We start from the raw sequence: 23648 nt of genomic DNA, 5'->3' as shown, positions 1-23648 counted from the left end.
TGGAGACGCCTATCCAGTTCCACGTCGGGGGCAAGTCATCGGCCACAAAGTTTATCGCATGGCTGCGGAGCGAACTTAGTCGCGTGAGGAACGCATGACTGACCACCTCGCTGCCGCCCTTTTTCTAATAGCTACGCTCCTGCTCATTGGCATGGTGTGGGTTGTTGGCCTCGCCCTCGACGGACTGCGGGGGCGGCGATGACGCTGAGTGTCCTGCTGCTCTTGGGCCTGGTGTTCTCGGTCGGCCTCTGCGTGGGGATGGTGGTCATGGAACTCTGGAGTTGCTGGCTCCACAGGGAGTGTCAACCCTCTGACACCTCTAATAGCATTAGGGCTTTTTACGTCTCCTCCTGTGACAAATGAAGAATGTGTTTCGGCAGTTTGGAATAAGAACGCTATTGGCTTTCTGACTGGACTCGATTCAGGAAGGTGCGTGGTTCAAGGCGGCGACCTTTCGGAAAGCGTCGCCCCTCTCGTTGAGCTATCCACAACAGTATCGGTCCAAGGGCCTTGTTAATCAATGCCCTGAAACCGCCCATTTCACGCTCGACGTCCAAGCGAAGTGCACGGATCTGTTGGCTAACTGAAGGGTGTGAAGACCGCAGATAGTGTTCCATTACCCACAGAGCGATGCCGAAGCCATAGAACCCTCGTTTTTGGATAGCTTCCATTGCTCGGATACGCGGGTCCGCATCATCATGATACCGCACCCAGCCATTGAACTTCGTGCGGATTAAACGGTACAGACTTGGACCATTACAATCGTAATCACGTCGGAATGCGTCATCAAGGATCTCTTTTGAGGCTTCACGAGAAATAGCTGGGTGTTGAAAATTGAATTTGTCTTGGCCGTGAATGTCGGCAAGATTGAGATTGTCTAGGATGCGGTCTTCTTTTTTCATTCTGATATAGAGCTGCGTCCCAGGCATCGGCGTATATAACATGAACTGGTGAAAATCGACGTCGTGGTCTATTGCATGCGAAAGTTCTTGGGAAATATTCTCGGGAGTATGATGGGGGAGACCGACAATCGTTGATCCAAGCACCGAAATTCCATGCTCTTGCAGTTCCTTCGTCAGTTTTTGCGTATCTATGCCCTTTAATTTCTTATAGTCACTATTTGGTGACTCTAATCCCAGCCAAATCCAGCGTATCCCAAGATCGATAAGCTCACGCATTGAGTATTTTGCTATAGCGTTGGCTGACGAAAACACATACAGAGACCAGGCTTTGCCATGCGTCTTCATATGCTGATGTAATTCAAGGGCCCGCTTCTTATACAGAAGAAAGTTTTCATCCATAATAAAGAAAGATGAAACGCCCAACTGGTCTTCGGCTTCACACATTACTTGAAACACTTCTTTCCCGCGTTGGTAGAAGTTTACAAATTTACCTTTTCCACCAAAAAAATCTGAAGTGGTGCAAAAATCACAGCCCATGGGACAACCGACTGAAGGGATAATCGTCGCTGCGCGATTACCGCCGCCAGCTGGTGCTCTAATACCCATAATGCGAAATCCAAAAGACGACGGAATTACGGGATGCTTAATAGGGCGATTAAGTGGTTCGCCGAGGAAACCCCGAAACCAACGAACGCCTTCACCCTTCACAATATGATCGGCATCAAGCAACTGTTCAACACCTGGAATGGCAGCAACATGTCCGCCAACCACGATGGTTGAAGTTGGTGAGTGTAAGCGCACCAAGCGGCATAATTCCTGGACTTTTCCCACATTCACGATAATTCCAGAGATCCCTACAATGTCATAGTCTTTGATTCTTATCTCCTGTATGAAGCGAGCGCGATCAGGAAAATCAAGAAGTGTCGAAGACGCTGAAAGATTTTCCTGGATGAGCATTAGCCCCCATGACCGATGATGCATTCGTAATGAAAATGGCCCTTGCTCTCTCGTCACTTGATTGTGGTACAGCTCCATTGGATTAATTGCCCGGCTTCCGTATTCATCATCCTGCCCAAACGGACCAAAGACCGAGGTTAAAAGTATTTTGGCGTTTGTGCCTTTGGGATGTAGTGCTGTGGTCATATGAAGAGTTCCGGTAGGTTATTGAATTGGTGAAAAAAATTCAACTAACGAAAAGCATGTCCAGCGATCTTCGAATTTCCTATGACGAATGTCATACAACTTGAATTAAGACTTGACAACAATGTCTTGCATCTTCAAGCAAGAGAAGAATATTCGTGACAACTCTACACCCGAACCCGAAACGTCTCTGTCTGCATAAAGAACCGAAGGACGCTTATGGGTTGTTGCAACATTACGTTGCTGACTTGGTTTATGGAGGAACTGATGGAGTTCTGACCACCTTTGCGGTCGTGGCTGGTATTACCGGTGGAGCTTTGTCGGCTCGAGCAGTGGTCATTGTGGGCCTCGCAAATCTTCTTGCGGATGGGCTCGCAATGGGTGTCGGCAATTACCTCAGTATTCGGGCCCGTGAAAGTGCATTAGAGCGTCAACATCAACCCGAGGTAGAATCCCAGCCAATACGTCATGGACTCGCCACCATGCTGGCCTTCATCGGCGCCGGCATAGTTCCACTTGTACCCTATCTCGTCCCTGATTTATCAGACCGCTTTGGAGTGGCGATCGTCTGTGCCCTGGCTGTCCAATTTGGAATCGGCGCGGCTCAAACGGTCGTGACTGCTGGTCGCTGGTGGATCAGCGGAACAATCATGCTTTGCCTTGGAAGCCTGGTAGCTCTTGTTGCCTACGGCACCGGTTCAGGTGTGGCGTGGATTCTACAAAATGAATAGTGGATTCAAGTCAATCGATTGAAAAAGACGGGTGGCCAGGGAGGGCACCTGTCGAGCGCGGGTTCACCATTATTTGCCCTCGACGATGGCCGACGCACTTTTTAAGAAGTCTGTTTCCAGTATGTAGTGATGATAAAGTCGTTGAACCAATCCTTCGCGATTAATGAAGACAATTATCGGCACATAATTGACTTCGTAATCTCGTAGCAAGTTCAGATTCTTGCCAGCCAGCATAGGGAACGGAAGGTCGTATGCTTCCTTATAGCGTTTAATTAATTCGCCTTCGTCTGCCCAAACATTGATAGTCAAAATCACAAGATCGGTGCCTTGGTATCTCGTTTGTGCACGTTTTAGAAATGCAATCACTTGCGTGCAGTAATGGCACATGTTGTGGGTAAAGTAGAGGATAATCGGTTTTCCTAGGTAATCCTCTAGTCTATGCAGATCCTGAAATTCATCAGAAAGTGAAAACGGTGGAGGAGTTTGTCCAACCTCAGCTACTGATTGAGGCGTGGCGTCTCTGGTGATAGCAAGAGTCATCATTCCGCAGATCGCAATCAGACAGACTTTTTTCATTTCCATTGTCATTGTTGGCTTGAACTCAGCAATAGGCGTAAATGGTGGAGAGATCGAACCATAATCACTCGGCACCATGAGAGCAGTGAATGCATCCTGCAAATTTATCGGCCCACAAGTTATAGAGCCAGGCGAAAAGGGCTCCGCCGACTGCGCCGTCCAACAGTCCGTATAGGGTGCCGATAAGGACTTGAGCAAAACTAGCAGTTGGATGATAGCCAGGATAAATCGAAGCGATGACATCGAGGGCCGCTTGTCCGTAGCCAGGCCAGGTTAAGTTTGAAATATGTACCAAAAAAATCCATCCTCCCAGGAATAGGCCAACGGTCACAGCCGTCGCCTTGCAATTAAGTTTTTTCATTTTTCGTTCTCCTAGCGTGCCGTCTTATGCGATTTATCGACTTGCCGCCCCAAATCTCAATTATCAAGAGAACTCCACATTGGTGACACTGTAACTAATAATGTTTTGGTAATTAACAAGGTACACAAGTGGTATTCCGTCTGCTTCGGCATACGAAAACGCAAAACTCGGCAAAGGATCGCCTCCTTGCTTAGGGTTCAATACGACCGAACGCCCAGTTGAAACTTGGAATCGATTTGGCGTGAGGTTGCCGAAATAGAAATCTCCAGCAAAAGGCGTCTTGTCTGCCTCAGAAACATCGACAGGCACCCATCCGTACTCCGGAACATAGAAACTCACCCAGCAGTGCGAGCCGGTACAATCGCCCTCAATTTGGCCGCCAGTATTTGTTGTTTCATCTGGGAACGGGAGTGGAAACCCCTGTTCCCATCTGACGGGTATTCCACGAGAAACCATGATGGCCATAAACAGTGCGTGGTAGTCATCACACTTGCCTCGGTGATGCTTCATGATCCACGCAGTATCTCCAGTGCCACAGCCAGGAATAGTATTATCGTAAGTGAGTAAAGATTGAATTCCTCTAAAAACGCGGCGACCAATCTCTAATGGATGACTTGCCTCACCAATGATGCGGGTTGCAAAATCTTCAATATCAGGAGTCATGCGAACCGTCCTAGTGGTTTGCAGGTAATTGGCGAGGTCCCGCATATTTACGGCTTCCGCGTGAACTCCAACTCGTGAGCGAGCGATATGATAACGCGCTTCGATCTTACAAGGAGCTTGTGAAGCTTTGGCATGAACGTGCAATGTGTCAGAGAAAAAAGCTTCAGTTTGGGTCACGTCGTATGACAAGCTGCTTTCAATCTGCACGTTGGAGATGTCTTGTGCATGATCAGTGGAAGGTAACGGCATCCAGACACTGAATACTTTGGCATCACGGGGAAGACTGCTGATTTCGGTGGTGTAACTCACATCGAATTCCATAAGGCGGCAGCCGGCTATATTCGGAGTGCTTGCGCCTTCAAGCAGTGGACAATAACTTGAAGTGACGAGTGATGCACTGCTTAGGGCAGTCACGCGAAGAAACTCGCGACGCTCAGGTCTTGACAGATAGGCGTTGAAGGACACTTTCCATCTCCTCATCATCCCAGTAATAGGTTCCAAAAACGGCAGCTATCGCACCGTCTTGATCCACCACATAAACTCGAGTTGTGTGTTCGATTAGGACTCCCTGGTCGACTGTGGTGCGAGTAATTTCAATTCCGATCTCTGCAAGAAAGTTCTCGATCTGTTTCTTGGGGCCATTTGCAAACAACCATCGTGAATCTTGATTTGCTTCGATCGCATGGTCGCTGAAGTGACTCAATATTTCTTCCGTGGTGTCTTCTTCGGGTTGAATGGAGACATGAAGATACTGAATGGTTTCCGGGTTCTGCAGTTTTCCATCCAGTTCGATCAACCGTGAAGTGATCATGGGGCATGCAAACACGCATTTCGCGTAGGTAGGCACAACGACTGTGACTTTGCCAACAAGAGTATGATTAGAGACAACTTGACCGTCATAATTCGTAAACGTGAAGCGTGGCAATCCCTCGGCTTGCACCGTAACGATCAACGCGAGGGTGATTGCAAGGCGGGTCATCATGAGTCTGACACCTCGATCGATTTCCATATTGAGGCACCTCCATCTTGCCAAATCCAGACCTCATGCGTTCCTGCCGGCACTCCTGAAATATTAAAAGCACCATCTGAATCAGCAACCGTTACAAAAGGGTGATCGAACACAAGGACCGTCGCGGATTCTGTTGGATGAGAATTACAGCGGACATCGATGACTCCAGTGTCAGCACTGAATCGAAAATAAGGCTTAACTGGCCGGCTCACTTCCATTCCAGGTTTCGGTAGAGCGATGTTGTAGAGCGTTGCACCGTTCTTGATGGGTCGCCCCGACACTTCTTTTTGGTAGGCCAAATGGAGATAAAGATGCGTCGTATGTAATGCGTCATCCTCATTTTTGAAAATGAACTGATTTCCAACATAGGCGATCGCGACAGATGGGGTGAATTCTCCGCCAACGAGGTGGGTAATGACGGTGTCTTGTTTGGGAAGCGCCTCACTTCTGACACCCTGTACGAATACGATAGTAGGTCCTGAACCGCGAGGGAGTGAGATGCGGCCTTTAAGGTCTCCGCCAAGGCTTGTTCCCAGACCTGTGGCGAGAAAAATGAGAAAGAAGAACAACGTGCGAAGAGCTTTGAGCATGTTTGGAGTCATAACAATCTATCCTTAACTAGACGGGTCTGAAATAGACGGTGGCTCAGCCACAGCGGCACGATGCCCCATAGGACTAAGAAGCCTGCGAGTATCTCAACTGGAAAAGGCTGCGCCACCGTGCCTAAGCCAAGAGGCGAGGCAGCGCTACCTACCCAAGAGAGTGCAAGCAAGCGAAAGATGTCTATTGGATTCAGCAATAAGATCGCCCCAAAGACTGTAGGGGAGATCTCGCCTTGGTAGAGCACTAGGCCTCCAACGAGTGCCAAGTCGTACACAAAGACAGACAGAACCCACACGAGGATGGACAAGCCGACACCTCGAGCGTGATCGCGGGAAAGAATCGAGATGAAAAAAGAGATCGCGAGAAAGACGACTCCTAACGAAAGGACAAGTAGGAGCAACAGCAGATATTCTGTGGGATTAATTGCAGTCGTCACTACTAGAAGAATGCCTGTGGGCACGAAACTTGCCAAGAGGGCAATCGACAAGGCCCACACATACCCGACAAACTTTCCGAGAAAGTACTCGGCTGATGACACGGGACAGACGAGAAACACATCTAAGATCCCGCGCTGTTTCTCGTCAATGATAACGCCAGCACCCATGACGAGAGCAAGGAGTGGGACCAAGTAGACAGCTAGATTTAGAAGGCTCGCCATGACGACTTCTGACCCGCGTGCACCAATGACCCCGACCGATACCGAACCCAGAAAAGCAACAGTAAGGGACGTAATCAGCACGAGGACACTCACCGTCCAGATCCAGCGATTGCGGACACGACCTGCGAGTTCTTCTCGAGCGATTGTCCAAACAGCGTCAACTCGTTTCAAGCAGCACCTCCTCAAGTGAAGGTTCCTCGATGCGAACGTCTTGGACTATGGCATCAAGGCTCGCCAAATCGGCGAGAAACTGGACTTTTTGCTGTTGAGACACTTTCACGATCACTCTTCCATTCTGACTGACGATCGATGCGGAACCGAGTGCTTGTAGCGCCTTGACCACCTCTCCGTTGGAAGCGACTGCAGGATGGAGTACAACGCGTACTGGAAGCTGAAGTTTCTTGTGGAGGTCGTCTTCGGTGCCGATCGCCTTGACGCTTCCATTACTTAAAACACAGACGCGGTCCATATATCGTGAGAACAATGACAGGCGATGTGAGGAGATGACAACGGTACGGTCTTGATCGCTCTTCAATATTTCGAAAAACTCTCGAACACCCTGGACATCCAGACCTTCAATTGGCTCATCCACAATAAGTAATCGCGGGTTCCCTAGAAGCGCTTGAGCAAAATTGAGGCGCTGAAGCATTCCCTTGGAATAACCGCCAAGCTTTCGTTTCGCTGCATTGCCAAGCCCTACTCGTTCCAGCAGGGGGCCAACTTCGGCTTCGGCTACACCCTTGAGGCGAGCGAAATAGCGAAGCATCCGATCTCCTGTCAGGTTCTCGAAGAACGCAATGCGTTCTGGCATGAAACCGAGCGAATGGCGTATTGCGCGCCAGTCTTCAGCAGACGGCTCTGTTCCATTGAAGAGCACTCTTCCAGTGGTCGGCCAAGAGAGGCCAACGAGCATGCGTAGCAGAGTCGTCTTGCCGGAGCCGTTTCGCCCAACGATGCCGAGCCACTCTCCATCATTGATTTCGAGATCGAGGGCCGTGAGAGCTTCAATCTCGTCGAATCGCTTTGAAATTCCTTCTAGGCAATACATCAGTGGTGGCTCCCAGGGACATGGGGAAGTTTTTCCATCTCCAAGTAGTATTGCGACGGCTGAGCTGGATAGTGATCCAGTAGAGCTTTCCAATTCGTCATCGACGGAGACATTTGTGGTGACAGATCTGTAACTTTTGGCACAGTGATGACGGGGAACTCACGCTCGGCAACTGCCAAAACCTGAAACGCTGGGCTTGCCAGTAACAGCTTTGAGAGAGGGTAGTTCCAGAGCAGCGCATCCACTAAAGTGTTAGAACGATACGGAACTTCACCTCGGCCGTCATCGTCCATATCCCAACCTCCGTAGTCGCTCCAGAAATTGCTGTCCCACACTTGGTCCTTAGCGGCGACGAATTTCACCTGAATTTCATTCTCGATGAAAGCGTTATCTCGCATGACATTTTCCTCAGAGCCACCCCAGTAATGGCTGCCAAGGTTGTTGCGTGCTACCAGATTCCCGCGGATGGTGTTGTATAAGGAATTATAAACGAACATCCCCTTGGTATTTCCGATGATGATGTTGCTGTCGGCGCTTCCCCGTGTTACCTGCACCCAGAGCAGGCCATGGGCGCGATTGTTGTGCAGGATGTTGCCTTTCGCCTCGATGCGTGTAGCAAACATAAGGGCAAGACCCACGAGATTGCCGTGGGTGTAGTTTCCGGAGTATCGACTGTTATCACACCACATCGAATGGACGCCATATCTCGACTGGGTGATGTGATTGCCTGCAACGTCTCCGTCACTCGTGAGCTCCATGTAGACACCATCGCGACAATATGAAAGCTCATTATTGGTCACGCTTGCACCGTCGGCATCCCATAAATGGATACAGTCGCCGCGCTCAGTCTGACTAAGTTTCTCAAGTCCGATTACACGGTTATCTGCGACTTCGGTTTGGCTGGCGCCGTGAAGCCAAACACCAAAACGGCAGCCTGTAATGGTGTTGCCGGCGACACGCGCCTTGGTGGCTGTTTTTTCAACCCAGACTCCCGCGTCGGCAACCGTTTCGCTGACTCGGCAATTACGCAACGTCAAGTTTTCGATCGCTGCACCGGGTGCGTCAACAATAACGATGTGCCCGATCCCAAGGCCATCGATGATTGAACCAGCCTCACCGCGGAGTGTGATCGATTTAGTAATGTGGAGCGGCCCTTCATGAATACCGGATTCCAGAAGGAGAAGGTCACCGGCGTCAGCCGAGTTCAGCGCTTCAGAGAGTGTTCCCGGACTTACTCGTCGCGTCTCCGCATGAATGACAGTCGGCCAAACAAATAGGGCCAAGAGGCCGCTGGCGACCATTAAACGCAACGGCCGATTCTCTATCTTTCTCTTAATGAGTTCCGGACAGACATTCTCATTGAGGCCGGTTTCCTGACACTTCCAGCACTGCAGACATTCTTGATAATTGATTCGGCCCGTCTCGAAGGAAATGGCGTTGGGCTCACACGTTTTCGCGCAAATTTGGCAACTCGTACACGTTTCGTAACGGACCAGCGGTAATAATGGCGCCCTCGTTGAGGTAATCGCAAGTGCACCACCTAACGGGCAAAGGAATCGGCAGAAAAAACGATAGCTCACCACGGACGCGAGCGTGATAATCGCGAAGTATAGAACGAACGCCCAGGGTCGCGTGAGTCCAAGAAGGAATGTCTTGAAGGGTTCGATTTCGTTGAGTGCCTCCGCGACTGGGAGATTCACCAGTGACACCAGCAAGATGATGGCAAAAATTGCAATTTTTACACGGGAAAAATATTCTGGTGGTCGCCAACCATCGATTTTCATTCGTAGTTCGTTTGGTGCCACCTTTTCCCAGGCGATTCGCAACGATTCGAGCAAGGCTCCATAGGGACACACCCAACCGCAGAAAAACCCTCGCCCCCAAATCAGGAGCGTGACCACAGTCACGATCCACATCATGAAGATGAGCGGCTCAGAGAGAAATGTGGTGGTCGGAAATTCAAATCGCCGAACCGAGTTAACCAACGTTAGGATTTGAGTCGTGCTCAGTTGGGCTTTGAGCATCAAGCCAAATATAACGGCGACCAATATTGCGGCCGATCGATGCAGAATGCTACGGTGCAAAATCAGACGTCCCCGTGCCGCGAAAATAAAAATCAAGAATCCAAGCATTAGCAGGGTGAAGAGCACCGCTATCCAAGAGACTTGCCATCGAGTGACCCAGAATGGAACATTGGATTCAACGAATCGACTGGGAAGCTGGTGCTCAGCGACGAATGTTTCGTAGTGCCTCTCGTCTTGCACGCGATAGGGGACCGTTAGGCGAAACGAGAACGGTTGAGTCGGGTCGAAGGTTTCGTCCGTAAAGAAGATGCCGCCTTCGCGAAATCTTGGAGCACCTAAGGCTGTCAGCACCGGAAAGGCGATATAGTCGAGGTCTCTAAAAACGAAAAGATTGCCGGCTTGTTCAAGTACGAAACGATCGAAGATTCCTCCACGTGCGAAACCAGCCCCTTTGAATGACAAGTCACCCACACCGCCAATGTAAACCGCACTTCCGCCGTTTTGTTCCTGTCTCTGCTGGACGAGCTCGAAGAAGCGTTTTCCTAAAAGATTCTGGCCGACGGTCGGCGGGTCCAGAACTGCGAACCTCACGTCCACAGATTGGATTCGGTCGTTATCGACGAACTCGTCAGGCCCTACCGTGAGAGCGCCGATGGCATCCAGAGAGACGAGCTGCTTCCAGCTGAGCGTCTCGAATTCTGAGGAGGGTCGTTCCTTTCGCACGGCCGCCGCCGATAGAACACCCTCGGCCCGACCGACGAGACGACTCGCTTCGAGAATAGTTAGATTTGCCGCAACAGCGGTTACTGTGGCTCCACTGATACCGTCAATACTGACGTAGTCAGGTTTTGGTTGGTTATTAATGAGAATGCGATCGGCAATCTGCATCCCTGGATACTGGGCCGTGAATTCGTGCACAGACGCTTCACTAACACCAATGAGAACGATCGGTTCAGAATGACCAACGATCTGGATACCGGTGATCGTTCCTTGGGAGTCCATTCCGACGAGGGTATTTATCGTCTCGCCGGAATACCCAGGAATGTCAACCAAGTCGTCGGTGAGAAAGACGTAACCAAGCAGCTGGCTCCGGCTTTCGGATGCGTAACCTTTCCAGTGGTGGTCAACACGCTCGAACACCGATGCGCCGGGCAGCACGTTCGAGAGTTCATACTCGTACCGCTGCTGACCGAAAGAAATCTGCGCTTCTAAAGGTTGATGCTGGCCCAGTAGGCCGAAAGCCATAACGAGCCAGATCGTCCAATTTTCACGTAGTTCTCTCCCGAATCGACTCATTTCACGTCCCTTGAGCACGCACGACGAATCGCATGCGCATTTCAAGGTGTAAAGCGTGACAGAAGGTCGTGCAGTAGATCCAATAGACGCCTGGTTTGTCCGCAATGAAGGTTACCGACTTCGTCTCGAACGGGCTAACAATCAATTGAATGTTGTAGTTCGAGATTGCGAACCCGTGAGAGAGATCCGGAATTTCATCGGTGTTTGTTACAATATAAGTGACTTCGTCACCCTCATTGACGACAACCTCTTGCAAGCCGTACATCGGGGCTGTCGCTGTTACACGCACCGTTACCTTGTTTCCGTCACGCACGACAGAACTCTCCGTAACCGCCTCTGGATGGTCTTCGAGCCGGACACGATGGAGCACTTTATCTTCGATGATGTCGCGTCGAACAATAATGATGTCGTGTGGTTCGACGTAGGCCGACTCGTCCTTGAGCAGAACCATGCTGTCCCCTGAGATGTCAATCAGCTGGTCGTTTTCCGGCTTGAGGGGGCCGACGTTGAGAAAGCGGTCTTTCGAGATCTTATTGAGCGAGATCAGATACCGCCCGTCAGCTTCATTCGTTTCGGCCATCGACGCCATGGTGTGGCCAACTTGGTAGTGAACATCGAGACGGTCGACCACTGCGGTTTGACCCTCTTGGGGATTGGCCTGGAGTTCAATTGCTCTCTGAAGATTCCATTTCACCTCTTGGCTATCGATGAAAAGTGAGGTGTAGGCGTTGCCACGGCCATCGTACGTAGTATGGAGTGGGCCGAGTCCTATTTCTGGTTCCGCCACGACCGCCTCGCGCGGTTCGAGATTTCCGGCAAAGACATCGTCAAGTTTTGAGATGTCGATCACTGAAGCGGTCGGCGAGACCTTTCCGGACACTACCGCGTAATTTCCGTCCGGAGACACGTTGACGCCGTGCGGATTCTTCGGGACCGGGATGTAGGCGGTAAGACTCGAACCCTCACTTCCGTCGAGAATCGGGATGCCGTCAACCGTCTGGTAAGCGTTGCCCGCCAGGGCTTCTTTGATACGATCCCAGTTGAAAACGACGAGGTAGTCCAGGTCGCTGGCGAGCATCTCGGAAATTGTCGCTCCACCCTCACTGTTGTATGAGGTAGCGAAGGAGAATTTGCCGTTGTAATCGGTCGCGGCGAGGTCAAGGTTTACCCTGGTCTGAACTTGAGCCACGACTTTCATGGTCTCGGCGTTGACAATCGTGTGGACGCCGCCATATGTCGATTCGTCAAGAAGAGCCCCGCGTCCGTCATTGACGAGCGGTGTCCGGAATTCACTATTTAGAATCACCCATTCGGTCTTCGGTGCCCGTTGAGGGAAAGTCCCATGCGTGCCTTGCGTATGGGGAATCTCCAATGTGGCATCAACTTTCATCTGGTCAATTCGAATTCGCGCAAGGCGGTTATTTGCCTTGTCGTTGACGAAAAGCCACTTACCGTCATAGGTGCCGTCGACATACGAACCATGGACATGGTGAGTATCGCCGACCACCTTGCCTCCCATCATTGATTTGCTCTCGTTCGTGATGCCCCAGCCACTGGCGGAATCAAGATTCCACACTGGAATGCGCTTGAAAATGCGCATTGAGGGAATACCAATGACACGCACTTCACCTGATTGGCCTCCGCTTTGGAAACCGTAATATTCGTCAAGTTCACCCGGCGCGACTTCATGAGCAGCGTAAGGTGATTCACCCTCAGAAGTGTTCATTGGCGGCGGCGCACCACAATTCAGTGAGAGGCCCGCTGCGACGAAGGCAATCCATGTGGTCAGTGGATGGGATGAAATCATGAGCTGACTCCTTGCTTTAGGGATAAACCTACTAAATTCCAATACAGGTCTCGGGTTAATTATCTTGTGCGTCTGTCTCGCCTGTCATCAAACGAAGGATGTAGGAAACGAGATGCCATCGTTCTTCTTCGATGGGCATGGCTGGCTCATACGATGGCATTGGCGTCCCGTCCAGACCCGTCATGAAAGTGCGGTAGATCATTTCCGGTGTAGAGCCACCCTTGAGGGGGCCCGAGGTGAAATCAAACGGGAGAATGCGGTCACCCCAACTGTCTTCCAATTCCGCAGACGAGGGGCCGTCGCCGAGCCCCGTTTCACCGTGACAGGTTGCACAACGCATGGTCTGGTAAACCGTCACACCTTGTTCGGTGGAGTCCGCTGACCCGACGTACGACGGCGCGGCGTCGATCGTGAATGGCTCGCCAGGTTCATCTTGTTCCCATCGCGGAGAAAACGTTTTGATGTAAGCGATGACGTCTAGGCGGTCCGTTTCAGATAAGTCGGTGTGCGACGGCATGCCGGAGCGGCTGATACCCTCGGTGATTGTTCGAAAAAGATCATCGTCGGTGGGTAAAGTGCCGGTCGGCGTGCTTCGAAATTTGAAAACCCCCGCGGTGAAATCTCTTGGATAGATGGTCACGACCACCCCGGATTGCTGTGCTCGATGCACGATGCCGATGAGACCTAGGCCGTCACCTTGGTCACCATGGCAAATGACGCATCGCGAATCGTAGACAGCATTTCCAGCTGCAGCGTCTTGAGCCGCGGCAACTGAGGGCAGTATTGAACTCGTAAACATGAGGACGAGGAAGATTCGCATTTCATGTTTCATACGCCGACCCTGCCTTTCAAATTGGGAGTATTATCATACAAGAGCTCAAAAGAACTCCTGGGTGGAATTCCTAACTGAGATCCGATCTTAGAACTTGTGCTAATTTTCACAAGGGGTGTCATCACAAATCGCTTATGGACGATCTAATTATTCATCTTGTAAAAGAAAAAATCGCTAACCCGAATCTTCAACAACCGAAGCGGCCCGACTCACAACATTCGCACGCTTTATGATGCCCTCCCGAGCGTAGCAGTCACCGCGACGAGTAACCTCGTGCGGCAAACAACTCTTCCGAGTAGGATGGTCCCTTAAGGGGGATGGCCCGTCCTTCAATCCCTTGAGGCAAGTTCCCAGGAGGGCACCATGAAGCGTGCGAATGCCTGCGACTCATGTGGGCTGCTCCAGCCATTTCGTACAGCCGAAGGTATCTTAAGATTCAACCTGACGATATGACCATGGTCATGAGGAACTGGCTCCGGACAAAAAACCCCTTATTTTGATGTAGTTTCGAGCGGAGCACGGTTGCACACGACCCTCACCGACTGGGCGTTTTCACGCGTCGAACTATAATGCTGAGATGTCAACAACCGCTAAAGACCTTATCTTCGACGCGCCGTTATTTAGAGAGTTGGAAGACGTCGATCGGCAGCGTTTAGGAGAGATTACCAGTGTTAAACAATTCTCACGCGGCGAGGAGATTTTCAGAGAGGGCTCGCCCCCGGAGTTCTCTTACTTGATTGTGACTGGTCGAGTGAAGATCTTCAAAATCACACCGGCCGGACGGGATATTATTTTGGAACTCTTTTCGGCCGGAGACCTCTTCGGCGCCATAGCAGCATATCGAGGGATACCGTATCCGGCGTCAGCGGCAGCGCTTGAGGATGCAACCTTACTTCAAGTGCCACAGAAGAAATTCTTTATGCTGCTGGAACAACATCCAAGCCTCGTGCGTGGCTTACTGCTCAGTCTGACACAACGATTAGTTCAATTAACGAACCGAATCGCCAGTTTAACCGGTGGGCGCCTTGAGCCAAGATTCGCTCGTTTGTTTCTAAAGTTGGCTGATGAGGTCGGAAAATCAGGGCCAGAGGGACAGGTGGTGCCGTTGGCGCTATCGCGCCAGGAGCTTGCGGATATGACCGGTACCACCATCGAGACCTGCATCCGCCTCATGAGTCGATGGTCGAAGGAAGGCATTGTTCGCACGGAAAAAGACGGTTTTGTCCTGCTTGATCGGAAGACATTGGAGCAGGTCTCGCTCGATTAATACCGTCTTGCTCAGTGATCGCAGCTACATGATGAAGGTCATACGTTTCCCCCCCCTATAACTCCTATGCTCATCGCATGGAAGTGGCCGGAAAACCTACGCATATTCACAACCGACTCGGCCTCACCCATAGGGCGCTGCTTCGTCGCATCCAAGACGGTAAGGATTTATCGCCGGCAGCAGTCCTAGATATTGGAGCGGCAGTAATATTTCACGGCGCACTGGAAACATACTGGGGGATGGTAAATGAATCCATTCTGGACGGTAGCGTTCTGTCAAAATTGGCTGAAGAACATAGTCAACTGGCTGACGATCTAGAATTCTTAGAAACGCTTTTGGACACCAACCCTGAATCGGACGATATTAAGTCGCTTTGCCTTGCATTGCGAGAACACCTGCAAACGCATCTCGAACGCGACCAACGTCTTTTTTATCAATCACTACCGAGATTGCAGGCTGTCCAGAAGCTGCGTTCTACCTGAACATTTCCCATAAACCACTCTCTCCTAGATGCTTAGAGCCGATCCTTCATAGGTCGAGCCTTCCATGGGGCCTGAACGTTCGGGTTGGCATAAAATAGGCCGATGAAGGGCAGACGAATCCCGTATCCGAAGGGTTTCCCTGTAGAGCGTCGATCCCTTGTCGAAGTTGCGGTGTACGAAGCCGAAGAGACGCTGAAAGAGACTCTGGGTTGCGCTACTTGCTCTGGTGTCCCTAAGGAAGACCCCACACAAGTGGGTGCTGAGTACATTCAGAGTGTTGTTCTGGCGTTTGCTACCGTGTGTGTTGACGCGGTCTTTTCAGGCCAGCTACCGCTTAGTGAGATTGGTCGGTTGCGAGAAGAATTCCTACAGGCAATCACGGAGCGTGTGTTCGAAACCCTGCCTCTAGACGACAGGGAAGCGTTCGGGACGTTCGTCGGAACGACGCTTCAAGAGTCTGAGGGGTGGAAATTCCACTTGGAACAGGTAGAGGAGCTCACAGAGATATGAAAATACCAAAAGTAATATTTAGAACCAGAGTAGGTGACAACGAATCATTAGGTGGAGGTTGTGCGATTGGTGGTGACTGGAAAGATGTTTCTACTGACGATTTATTTGAGGGCAAGAAAGTAGTCATATTTTCATTGCCTGGAGCGTACACACCAACCTGTTCGTCGCAGCAAGTCCCTGGTTATGAAGAAAGATATGACGTATTCAAAGCACAGGGCATTGACGAAGTTTATTGCATATCTGTAAATGATTCATTTGTAATGAATGCATGGTTTAGAGATCAAAATATAACCAAGGTAAAACCTATTGCTGACGGTGAAGGCAAATTCACGGAAGGCATGGGCATGCTTGTAAACAAACCCGGGCAAGGATTTGGTATGAGATCGTGGAGGTATTCTGCAGTCGTAGATAACGGCGAAGTAACTAAAATGTTTATTGAACCTGGAAAAAATGATGAGAGCAATGATGATGATCCATATGGTCAATCATCACCTGAAAAAATGTTGGAATATCTAAGATAAATGGCTGCCGCTACTGAATCTTCTTGAAAGCCTCGGCCAGGTCACGATCGCCATTATCGGCTTGGTAATGAAAGTGGCACCGCGCGCTTCGGCTTCGAAATTCTTTTTAATTTATTGAAATACATAATGACCGTCGTTGGCAGCATCGCGATCTTCTTCATCGTGGGCTATTCGCTGATTCTAAGATTCGTGGCCAAGCGTGATCCAATCGAATTTATGAAACGCGCGCGGGTCGTGATCCTCACTGGGTGCTCCCAACTGCATTAATAACTCCAGTTATATCTTGGTGGAATGTAAAGGTTTTGAGAGGGCGAAGTTAGACTTGCTGGTTAGCCGAGTGTGGGCTTGTCTTTACCGACAAGAAAATCACTAGCGGTTACTCTAAACTAGTGACGCGGAGTGTAATATGGCACTCAGACACGCACGCTGGTATATGGTCGCTCTGGCTTTTCTGTGGGTGACTTGTGGAGGCAGCGGCGGCGGCTCTTCTACCTTTGCACCCTCCAGTTACACTCCTCCAGCGCCTAGCCTTCCGGATCGTCAACACGGCAACCGCACCCATCAGATCTGGCCTGAGGTCTGGTCACAGCACGGACCAAGCGTGCAAAGCTGGGAGTATAAAGTCAACTGCCACAAAGATTCAGGAACCGGGATGGAGTGTTTTCTATCCGACCTAACTTCCGTGGTGGTCACGACTCCGGCCGGAGAGCAGATAGAACTCGAAAAGGACTTCAACATCAACAACTACTCCGGCGAAGTGACCCGCCGATGGGTTCGTTACGGACCGAAGAGTGGAAACCTACCGGAACCGGGGGATTACACGTTCAGTTACTGGCGCGACAGTGAACTGGTCTACGAACAGTCGTTCCCCTACAGCTCGGGAATAATCTCCTACCCGACTGGCCTCGAATGGACCCGTTCCGGACAGGACCTCGTTGTCAATTGGATCCCACCTCCGGAAGCCTCGCAAGGAATGTGGTACAAGGTGATCGCGTGGCCACTCGTGAACCCCCCTGACGAGCCCATCTCACTGGTGTTCGACTGGGACGCCACCTCGGGGGTACTCCAAGACGTCCCGTTCCTCGAAGGCGCCAGCTACAGGTTTAACGTGGCCATCTTTTTCTCTGAAGGTTACGCCTACAGCGACGACGTCATCTTCGAGTGGCCCGCGCCTTAGGTAGCGGCAGCAGACTATAGGACGCAGCTGAGTCGCCTCACGCGACTGAACACAGCTGAAGGTTACCGGACACGCTCATCAAAACCGATCTGCCATCCGTTCACCGGTCCGGGGTTGAAGAAGACCTCTGGCACCACAACACCGTCACGTTTGAAAACCAAACCATCCTTCATTACAAACCGAACGTCCCGTAGTGTGTCAATGTCCTCCAACGGGTTCCCAACCACCGCGATCATATCGGCTGCCAGACCTGGCGCGATCGGTCCACGCTCATCGTAGGTCTCGGAGACTTTATAGCCATTGATCGTCATGACTTTCAAAATTTCCGCGTCAGGAATGTCAGCCGCTTGCCAGGTCAGCAAGAAGTTAATCACCACCTCGCCGCGGGTCATGCCTGGAATGTAATAATCGGCATCAGTCGAAAACGTTAGATTTACCCCGTTCGCGTAGGCGTTCCGCAAACCAGCCACCGTGCGCTCGAAAGCGCCCTCACTGCCACGGTATGGTGTAAACGGCGTCTCGGTACCTGCACGCCAAATCCCTTTTTCAGCCATCAATTTATGAAGCTCATCATCGAGCGGACCATCATGAGCAAGTGACCACAAGCCGGCTTCGATGGCGGCACGGGCACCTTCCCTTGTCTGAATGTGACCCTCCACCTTCATGCCAGCCTTCGCGGCCTCAGCTATAAACAACCTCATCTCGTCAGCGGTGTAAGCGTAGGGCTTGCAATCAACACAAATCTTGATCACCTTGGCCCCGAAAAGTACATTCTGCCTTACCGCTTTAATCATCTCGTCGGTCGTATCGGCATCAAGATATTCTGGATAGACGATGTTGTGCTCGCGTGCCATCTCAGGCGTTGGCCAAAACTGTCCGCCCATGCCCCCAATGATGATGCCCGAGTTGATAATTGTGGGACCGGGCACCCAACCCTGCTCGATCGCAACACGTAAGGCGGTATCAACATAATTGCCGTTGTTACCCATATCGCGGACGATCGTAAAACCGGACGAAAGCATTTGGATGCCATTTGACACCGCCTGGATGGCGCGGATCGGGGTCGAATCGAGGATATAAGTGAGGTAGTAAATGTTCCGTTCAGGGTCAACCTTGTAAGTCAGTCCTAAGTGGTTGTGTGCATCCACTAGGCCAGGTAGAACTGTCAGGTCGGACAAGTCGATCACCTCCGCGCCAGCTGGCACGGTAATGTCGTCACCGACTGCGGTAATCTGACCACCTTCGACCAAGATGACCTGGTTCGGGGTCGCTGTGCCCGCCTCGGGATCAATCAGCATCCCAGCACGAACGGCGGCGGTCGTCGATTGCTCGGCCGATACTGCTGTCGGAGTTGAAAGGGCTATACCAACAGCGAATGTGAGTACGCTGAGACAAGTTAAAGAACGTGGTTGTATCGCGACTACCGAAGTCAACATGGGTGTGTCTCCTCCTCTCCTTCGCAAGTGTGTGCTTCAGACCGGTCTTGGTCGTTTAGCGGGCGATACTCGGTGACCACCGGGGATTCCCATCAGCAGCCTCATTGTCAGTCAACCGGATTTCGCCAGAGCCGTCAGCGTTCATGACATAAATCTCTTCGTTACCATCCCGTTGTGAACGGAATACAAGCTGAGAACCATCAGGGGACCAAGAGGGGACGCCATCCACCTGTCCAGGGTCGGTCAAGGCAACCTGATTGGTGCCGTCCGCACTCATCACGTAAACACTACTCAAACCATCACGGTCTGAGTCGAAAGCAATTTTTGTCCCATCGGGCGACCAGGAGGGAAACTGGTCGTTACCCGGGTTGTCAGTAAGGCGAGTCGCGTCAGACCCATCTCCATCAGCATCGACGACGTAAATGTCCATCTGTCCACTACGGTCAGAATGGAAAGCGATCCGGTTCCCATCGGGCGACCAGTATGGGTGACTGTCCAACGCGTCATTCATCGTCAGCCGCCTCGGCTCAGACCCATCCGCATTCATAACGTAAAGTTCCATGTTTCCGTCCCGATCGCTGTCAAAGACAATCTGCGACCCATCAGGAGACCACGCAGCATCCAAATCGGTCGCTGGATGATTCGTCAAGTTCCGCTGATTCATCCCGTCAACCTGCATCACCCACACATCCGGACTCCCGTCCCGGTCAGAACGAAAAGCAATTGCAGACCCGTCGGGTGAACCAGTTGGGTGTCGGTCGTTGTAACGGTTGACGGCGTTGTTGGTCAGGTTCGTCTGGTTGGCACCGTTCGCATCCATCATGTAGACCTCGAAGCCTCCATCCCGGTCGCTCTGAAACAGGATGCGAAAAGAAGGAATCGCGATCGGCGTTTCCGTAACTAACGCAGTGTCAGCAGGTGTCACCGGTTCGCCACCACCGCAGGCTGTCCCCACCACCACAAGACAAACAAACGAAAATCGGATCAGCCACTCGTGTGTCATCGTCGTCGGCCTCGTCTTCATGAACATAGTCACCCCTGGCTCTACATATAAGAATCGTGGCATCTCGCGTGAGCCTTATTTTACGTCGAGTGGCAACTCGTCAGACGGGTCATGAAAATAGACTCTCGATAAGTAGTTCAAAGCCACCGCTACGCCGGTGAGTCCACCCCCTGCGGAGCAAGGCGCGACTGGAACCACGACTACACCCGATGTTAACGACTTTGCCACAGTCTTTGTGGGGTTCTTATTTGAAATGGCGCCTCTCGCTTTACTCCTGCATTGGATCGTGTGGCGCGCCGATTGGTTCGGCTAGGAGCCGAGAAGGGAAACGCCAACGGAAGCAGGGCGAGAACAGTTGTGGTGACAACGATGCGGGCAAGGTATGGCATGAAGTTCTTCCTAGAGTTCGCAGTGTAGAAGCCGATCCTACTATTGGGAAGAAGGCAGTTCAACGTGCAGATTTACGGCACGCGCAGATGTACTACGTCCCACGCACGCGCGCGGCGCCGAGCTTCAGCGACCTGATTGCGAGTCATTCGTTGTGCTACGGTTTCGCGCGACTGCACTACCGAATCCCGTGTGTCATCAGTCGATCGTGCGACCGCGAGATCAAACCATAGATAAATGGTTACATCGTCCTGCGCAACCTCACGACTGTTAGCGTAAACAACCCTGGAATCGTGCTGCGTTCGAGCAACATCTTGCACCGCTGCTCGATGAAACCACCGTGCCGCTTCCGTCGTATCCGCCGTGACGCCACGGCCGTCAGAGTGCATGACTCCAAGAGCGAGTTGCGCCACGGCATGTCCCTGGTCCGCCGCCATCCGGTACCAACGTACTGCCTCCGCCTCGTCCCGGATCACACCTTCACCCGCGTCATACCTGAGTCCAAGGGTGAACTGTGCAACAACGTGGCCTTGTTCCGCCGCGTGGCGATACCACTCCACCGCAGCCACGCCGTCACGGGCAACAATCCGACCTGAGGAATACAGGACGCCTAAAACATGCTGTGCTTCGGCATTGCCTTCCTCGGCTGTTTGGTAAAACCATGGCACCTTCTCAGTCTCGGCTTCTCTCCGCTCAGCCGCCTGCTGAGACCACCGTGCCGCTTCAGCCTCATCTTGTGCCACACCACGGCCCGTGGTGTACATGTCCGCAAGATGTGCTTGTGCAGCTAGTGAACCTTCTTCCGCCGTCAGGCGCATCCACCTCAGCGCTTCCACATCACCCCGTTCCACGGCCATGCGATACCAGCGTGCGGCCTCGCCCGCGTCCGTCGCAACACCACGCCCGTTCCAATACATATCCCCCAAAGTGACTTCAGCGAGAACATCGCCTTCCTCGGCAGCCCGGCGGACCCACGCCAACGCCCCCGTATGACCTTGTGCGGCTGCCCGGTGGTACCATTTCACCGCCTCGATTTCGTTCCGAGGAATGTCACGGCCGGCGAAATACAAACCGCCGAGAGTAAACTGCGCATCTGACCAGCCTTGCTCAGCCGCCCGCCGATACCAACGCATCGCTTGTTCTTCGTCTTGTACTACTCCTCGACCTTCGCCATACATACTCCCAAGAATGACCTGTGCCTCAGTCCAGCCTTGCTCCGCTGCCCGCCGATACCAGCGCATCGCTTCATTCGTATCCTGTGTAACTCCACGCCCATCCACATATATGTCCCCTAGGGTAACCTGTGCCTCAGCCGAGCCTTGTTCCGCCGCCAGCCGATACCACCGGAACGCTTCGGCCTCATCCCGGGAAACCCCCCGGCCAGTAGCATAGATACGCCCGAGAGCAATCTTCGCTGCGACCGAACCCTTCTCAGCCGCTCGTCGGATCAACACCACCACTTCCACAGGACTTTGCGGCACCGCTTGCCACCACCATCGGATGGCTTCCATCTCATTTCGTATAACATCTCGACCTTCGGCATACATCTCCGCAAGACTCACTTGCGCCGTCATTGAGCCCTGCTCCGCGTTGAGGCGCATAAATGCCAGCACCTCTTCATCGCCTTGCTCCGCCGCCATCCGATACCACCGGAACGCCTCGGCCTCATCCCGCTCTACACCCCGCCCATTAAAGTACCTGCCGCCAAGTCCAGTCTGCGCCGGCAGAAGCCCTTGCTCGGCCGCAAGGCGCCACCACCGGACCCCCTCGGCCGCATCTTCCGCAACCGCCTGACCCGCAAAATACATCCCCCCAAGCCTAAGCTGTGCTTCGGCATCGCCTTGCTCGGCAAGTGCACGTAAGTCAGCAGTGCCTTGACCGGTCTCAACGAGTTCTGCTGCCTCCGAGTCCTGCCGCAACGGTGAAGTGTGTTGCACCGGTAAGGCTTCGGAAATCTCGTCTTGACGTGCACAGGAAGCTGTTACCAGCACCACGAAAATAATGCCTGACACAGCGACAAGATATTTGCGGGAACCAACCATAGTGTTCTTTCAACAACCACGACGAAGCTTGTACATACCAAAATTCTACTGCTGGCAGGAAAGGGGTTCAAGGCGACGCGACCTCAGCTTTGGGGTTTATCATGAGTGCACAACATCCTTGGGGTTCGGTTCCCACGAACCGCCCTCCACAGGATTGAGCGAGCCGCCACGACGGCGTTTCGGCACTCCCTTCGGGAGGAGATTCAGCGCGGATGGTGTTTCTATTTGCAGCAGTCGGGACGGCGTTGGTGTTCTTGGCTCACACGGCGCCGTTTCCTTTTATTCTGGACTCGGTGGCTCCAGGAGAGGCCGTCTGGCACATTCCCCACACCGCGGGCCCGCCCACGGTTTATCTGACGTTCGACGACGGTCCTAATCTCGATGCCACACCAGACCTCCTCGATGTCCTCGCGGACGTAAACGCACCTGCGACATTTTTCTTAATCGACCAGCATCTAACCGAGCAGACCGCACCGGTCGTCAGGCGGATGTTCGCGGAGGGACATGCCGTGGGCGTGCATTCACACACCCGCCGACTCATGTGGCAGTCGCCACAGGCGCTAGCCGATACTGTGGCAGCCGCCGCAGACCGGATTGAAACACTGGCCGGTACGCGGCCCTGCCGTGTGTTTCGGCCGCACGCCGGCTGGCGAAGCGGTCAAATGTATGAAGGGCTGGCAAGTATCGATTTCGTGCTGGTCGGCTGGGGCTGGGGACTATGGGACTGGAACTGGTATCGGCCACGCCAGGCTGAAGGACTCGCTCACCGGTTAGCCCAACGTGCCTCTGCGGGTGACATCATTGTGATACATGACGGCCATCACAAGAATCCGCGTGCCGACCGCCGCTATGCTGTGGAAGCCACAGCGCTCTTCGTTCCAGCCCTACGAGAACGGGGATTCAAACTCGGCACGCTTTGTTGAGCAGACGTCGAAACGAATCGAGAATCGGCTGGCCGTTATTATCTAGACCGTCCTGGATACCAGTCCAGGCCACGAGGGAGCCGGACATTACCAACTCGGTGTTGACACCGGCTGCCTCCCTCCGGGCACCGTGATCCCCGAGGGCCAGCCCTGGATCCATTTTCCTGACGGGACGTCGGAGATTCTCGTGCAGCTCGACCCGGGCGCTCATCGCTTCTGCCTCCAGCCGGGTGACGCTGAGCATCGAACC

General features: G+C 52.4%; 22 protein-coding genes and 1 pseudogene. 8 read left to right on the top strand and 15 right to left on the bottom strand.

What is annotated here, in order from left to right; translation table 11 throughout:
* Positions 1–395: 395 nt before the first annotated feature.
* Entirely contained in the window at positions 396–2045 is a 1650-nt protein-coding gene (locus tag QGH09_03020; protein ID HJO17158.1) for a radical SAM protein, read from the bottom strand.
* Between the two features lie 155 nt (positions 2046–2200).
* Between QGH09_03020 and QGH09_03015 the strand changes: the two genes are divergently transcribed.
* Positions 2201–2773 (top strand): VIT1/CCC1 transporter family protein, encoded by a 573-nt coding sequence (locus tag QGH09_03015; protein HJO17157.1) that lies wholly within the window; start codon positions 2201–2203, stop codon positions 2771–2773.
* 69 nt (positions 2774–2842) lie between these two features.
* Here the strand turns inward: QGH09_03015 and QGH09_03010 are convergent, their stop codons facing one another.
* From QGH09_03010 to QGH09_02965, 10 genes are all read right to left on the bottom strand, one after another.
* Entirely contained in the window at positions 2843–3427 is a 585-nt protein-coding gene (locus QGH09_03010) for a TlpA disulfide reductase family protein (GenBank protein HJO17156.1), read from the bottom strand.
* Complete coding sequence (locus tag QGH09_03005; GenBank protein HJO17155.1) at positions 3414–3710, bottom strand: hypothetical protein; 297 nt, start codon at positions 3708–3710, stop codon at positions 3414–3416. Before QGH09_03005 ends, QGH09_03010 begins: the two co-directional genes overlap by 14 nt.
* A gap of 63 nt (positions 3711–3773) precedes the next feature.
* Positions 3774–4838: a transglutaminase-like domain-containing protein gene (locus QGH09_03000; GenBank protein ID HJO17154.1), complete on the bottom strand. Its 1065-nt coding sequence runs from the start codon at positions 4836–4838 to the stop codon at positions 3774–3776.
* On the bottom strand, positions 4807–5382 hold the full coding sequence (locus tag QGH09_02995; protein ID HJO17153.1) for an SCO family protein: 576 nt from the start codon (positions 5380–5382) through the stop codon (positions 4807–4809). The genes QGH09_03000 and QGH09_02995 overlap by 32 nt, the downstream gene beginning before the upstream one ends.
* Positions 5352–5984 carry a hypothetical protein gene (locus tag QGH09_02990; GenBank protein HJO17152.1) on the bottom strand — a complete coding sequence of 211 codons (633 nt, stop codon included), beginning with the start codon at positions 5982–5984 and terminating at the stop codon, positions 5352–5354. Before QGH09_02990 ends, QGH09_02995 begins: the two co-directional genes overlap by 31 nt.
* On the bottom strand, positions 5981–6814 hold the full coding sequence (locus tag QGH09_02985; GenBank protein HJO17151.1) for an ABC transporter permease subunit: 834 nt from the start codon (positions 6812–6814) through the stop codon (positions 5981–5983). Before QGH09_02985 ends, QGH09_02990 begins: the two co-directional genes overlap by 4 nt.
* Entirely contained in the window at positions 6801–7691 is an 891-nt protein-coding gene (locus QGH09_02980; GenBank protein ID HJO17150.1) for an ABC transporter ATP-binding protein, read from the bottom strand. The genes QGH09_02985 and QGH09_02980 overlap by 14 nt, the downstream gene beginning before the upstream one ends.
* Positions 7691–11011 carry a nitrous oxide reductase family maturation protein NosD gene (nosD, locus tag QGH09_02975; GenBank protein ID HJO17149.1) on the bottom strand — a complete coding sequence of 1107 codons (3321 nt, stop codon included), beginning with the start codon at positions 11009–11011 and terminating at the stop codon, positions 7691–7693. The genes QGH09_02980 and nosD overlap by 1 nt, the downstream gene beginning before the upstream one ends.
* 1 nt (position 11012) lies before the next feature.
* Entirely contained in the window at positions 11013–12818 is a 1806-nt protein-coding gene (gene nosZ / locus QGH09_02970) for a TAT-dependent nitrous-oxide reductase (protein ID HJO17148.1), read from the bottom strand.
* A gap of 55 nt (positions 12819–12873) precedes the next feature.
* A complete protein-coding gene (locus QGH09_02965) occupies positions 12874–13650 on the bottom strand; it encodes a c-type cytochrome (protein HJO17147.1) in 777 nt (258 codons plus the stop codon).
* Positions 13651–14227: 577 nt separating this feature from the next.
* Here QGH09_02965 and QGH09_02960 point away from each other — a divergent pair.
* The 6 genes and pseudogenes from QGH09_02960 to QGH09_02935 all read left to right on the top strand — a co-directional run bounded on the left by QGH09_02960 (position 14228) and on the right by QGH09_02935 (position 17607).
* Complete coding sequence (locus tag QGH09_02960; GenBank protein ID HJO17146.1) at positions 14228–14917, top strand: Crp/Fnr family transcriptional regulator; 690 nt, start codon at positions 14228–14230, stop codon at positions 14915–14917.
* Positions 14918–14994: 77 nt separating this feature from the next.
* A complete protein-coding gene (locus tag QGH09_02955; protein HJO17145.1) occupies positions 14995–15399 on the top strand; it encodes a hypothetical protein in 405 nt (134 codons plus the stop codon).
* Positions 15400–15501: 102 nt separating this feature from the next.
* Positions 15502–15909 carry a hypothetical protein gene (locus QGH09_02950; GenBank protein HJO17144.1) on the top strand — a complete coding sequence of 136 codons (408 nt, stop codon included), beginning with the start codon at positions 15502–15504 and terminating at the stop codon, positions 15907–15909.
* Positions 15864–16430: a peroxiredoxin gene (locus QGH09_02945; protein HJO17143.1), complete on the top strand. Its 567-nt coding sequence runs from the start codon at positions 15864–15866 to the stop codon at positions 16428–16430. Before QGH09_02950 ends, QGH09_02945 begins: the two co-directional genes overlap by 46 nt.
* A 90-nt stretch (positions 16431–16520) precedes the next feature.
* Positions 16521–16697 (top strand): annotated as a pseudogene (locus QGH09_02940) (cation:dicarboxylase symporter family transporter).
* 139 nt (positions 16698–16836) lie between these two features.
* Positions 16837–17607: a hypothetical protein gene (locus QGH09_02935; protein HJO17142.1), complete on the top strand. Its 771-nt coding sequence runs from the start codon at positions 16837–16839 to the stop codon at positions 17605–17607.
* Between the two features lie 62 nt (positions 17608–17669).
* Here the strand turns inward: QGH09_02935 and QGH09_02930 are convergent, their stop codons facing one another.
* The 3 genes from QGH09_02930 to QGH09_02920 all read right to left on the bottom strand — a co-directional run bounded on the left by QGH09_02930 (position 17670) and on the right by QGH09_02920 (position 22475).
* A complete protein-coding gene (locus QGH09_02930) occupies positions 17670–19043 on the bottom strand; it encodes an amidohydrolase family protein (GenBank protein HJO17141.1) in 1374 nt (457 codons plus the stop codon).
* A 55-nt stretch (positions 19044–19098) separates the two neighbouring features.
* Positions 19099–20109, bottom strand: a complete 1011-nt coding sequence (locus QGH09_02925) for a hypothetical protein (GenBank protein HJO17140.1) — start codon at positions 20107–20109, stop codon at positions 19099–19101.
* Between the two features lie 398 nt (positions 20110–20507).
* A complete protein-coding gene (locus QGH09_02920; protein ID HJO17139.1) occupies positions 20508–22475 on the bottom strand; it encodes a tetratricopeptide repeat protein in 1968 nt (655 codons plus the stop codon).
* Between the two features lie 212 nt (positions 22476–22687).
* On the opposite strand from QGH09_02920, the gene QGH09_02915 reads away from it, so the two are divergent.
* The gene (locus QGH09_02915) at positions 22688–23398 is read left to right on the top strand and encodes a polysaccharide deacetylase family protein (GenBank protein HJO17138.1); all 711 of its coding nucleotides are present in this window, start codon (positions 22688–22690) and stop codon (positions 23396–23398) included.
* Here QGH09_02915 and QGH09_02910 read toward each other — a convergent pair.
* The coding region (locus QGH09_02910; GenBank protein ID HJO17137.1) for a hypothetical protein at positions 23376–23648 on the bottom strand (273 nt) is incomplete at its 5' end. The two genes, QGH09_02915 and QGH09_02910, sit on opposite strands and share 23 nt — an antisense overlap.

Source organism: Vicinamibacterales bacterium (assembly GCA_036012125.1).
Classification (GTDB): domain Bacteria; phylum Acidobacteriota; class Vicinamibacteria; order Vicinamibacterales; family UBA823; genus UBA11600.
Note: the sequence above shows the minus strand (reverse complement) of the source record. Positions and strands in the feature narration are given on the sequence as shown.

Excerpts from the sequence above, each read along its gene's own strand:
- QGH09_02965 (HJO17147.1), bottom strand. The coding sequence starts at position 13,650 with ATGAAACATGAAATGCGAATCTTCCTCGTCCTCATGTTTACGAGTTCA.
- nosZ (HJO17148.1), bottom strand. The coding sequence starts at position 12,818 with ATGATTTCATCCCATCCACTGACCACATGGATTGCCTTCGTCGCAGCG.
- QGH09_03020 (HJO17158.1), bottom strand. The coding sequence starts at position 2,045 with ATGACCACAGCACTACATCCCAAAGGCACAAACGCCAAAATACTTTTA.
- QGH09_02930 (HJO17141.1), bottom strand. The coding sequence starts at position 19,043 with ATGTTGACTTCGGTAGTCGCGATACAACCACGTTCTTTAACTTGTCTC.
- QGH09_02960 (HJO17146.1), top strand. The coding sequence starts at position 14,228 with ATGTCAACAACCGCTAAAGACCTTATCTTCGACGCGCCGTTATTTAGA.
- QGH09_02935 (HJO17142.1), top strand. The coding sequence starts at position 16,837 with ATGGCACTCAGACACGCACGCTGGTATATGGTCGCTCTGGCTTTTCTG.
- QGH09_02925 (HJO17140.1), bottom strand. The coding sequence starts at position 20,109 with ATGCCACGATTCTTATATGTAGAGCCAGGGGTGACTATGTTCATGAAG.
- QGH09_02990 (HJO17152.1), bottom strand. The coding sequence starts at position 5,984 with ATGACTCCAAACATGCTCAAAGCTCTTCGCACGTTGTTCTTCTTTCTC.
- QGH09_03010 (HJO17156.1), bottom strand. The coding sequence starts at position 3,427 with ATGGTGCCGAGTGATTATGGTTCGATCTCTCCACCATTTACGCCTATT.
- QGH09_02955 (HJO17145.1), top strand. The coding sequence starts at position 14,995 with ATGGAAGTGGCCGGAAAACCTACGCATATTCACAACCGACTCGGCCTC.
- QGH09_03005 (HJO17155.1), bottom strand. The coding sequence starts at position 3,710 with ATGAAAAAACTTAATTGCAAGGCGACGGCTGTGACCGTTGGCCTATTC.
- nosD (HJO17149.1), bottom strand. The coding sequence starts at position 11,011 with ATGAGTCGATTCGGGAGAGAACTACGTGAAAATTGGACGATCTGGCTC.
- QGH09_02915 (HJO17138.1), top strand. The coding sequence starts at position 22,688 with ATGGTGTTTCTATTTGCAGCAGTCGGGACGGCGTTGGTGTTCTTGGCT.
- QGH09_02980 (HJO17150.1), bottom strand. The coding sequence starts at position 7,691 with ATGTATTGCCTAGAAGGAATTTCAAAGCGATTCGACGAGATTGAAGCT.
- QGH09_02950 (HJO17144.1), top strand. The coding sequence starts at position 15,502 with ATGAAGGGCAGACGAATCCCGTATCCGAAGGGTTTCCCTGTAGAGCGT.
- QGH09_02995 (HJO17153.1), bottom strand. The coding sequence starts at position 5,382 with ATGGAAATCGATCGAGGTGTCAGACTCATGATGACCCGCCTTGCAATC.
- QGH09_02920 (HJO17139.1), bottom strand. The coding sequence starts at position 22,475 with ATGGTTGGTTCCCGCAAATATCTTGTCGCTGTGTCAGGCATTATTTTC.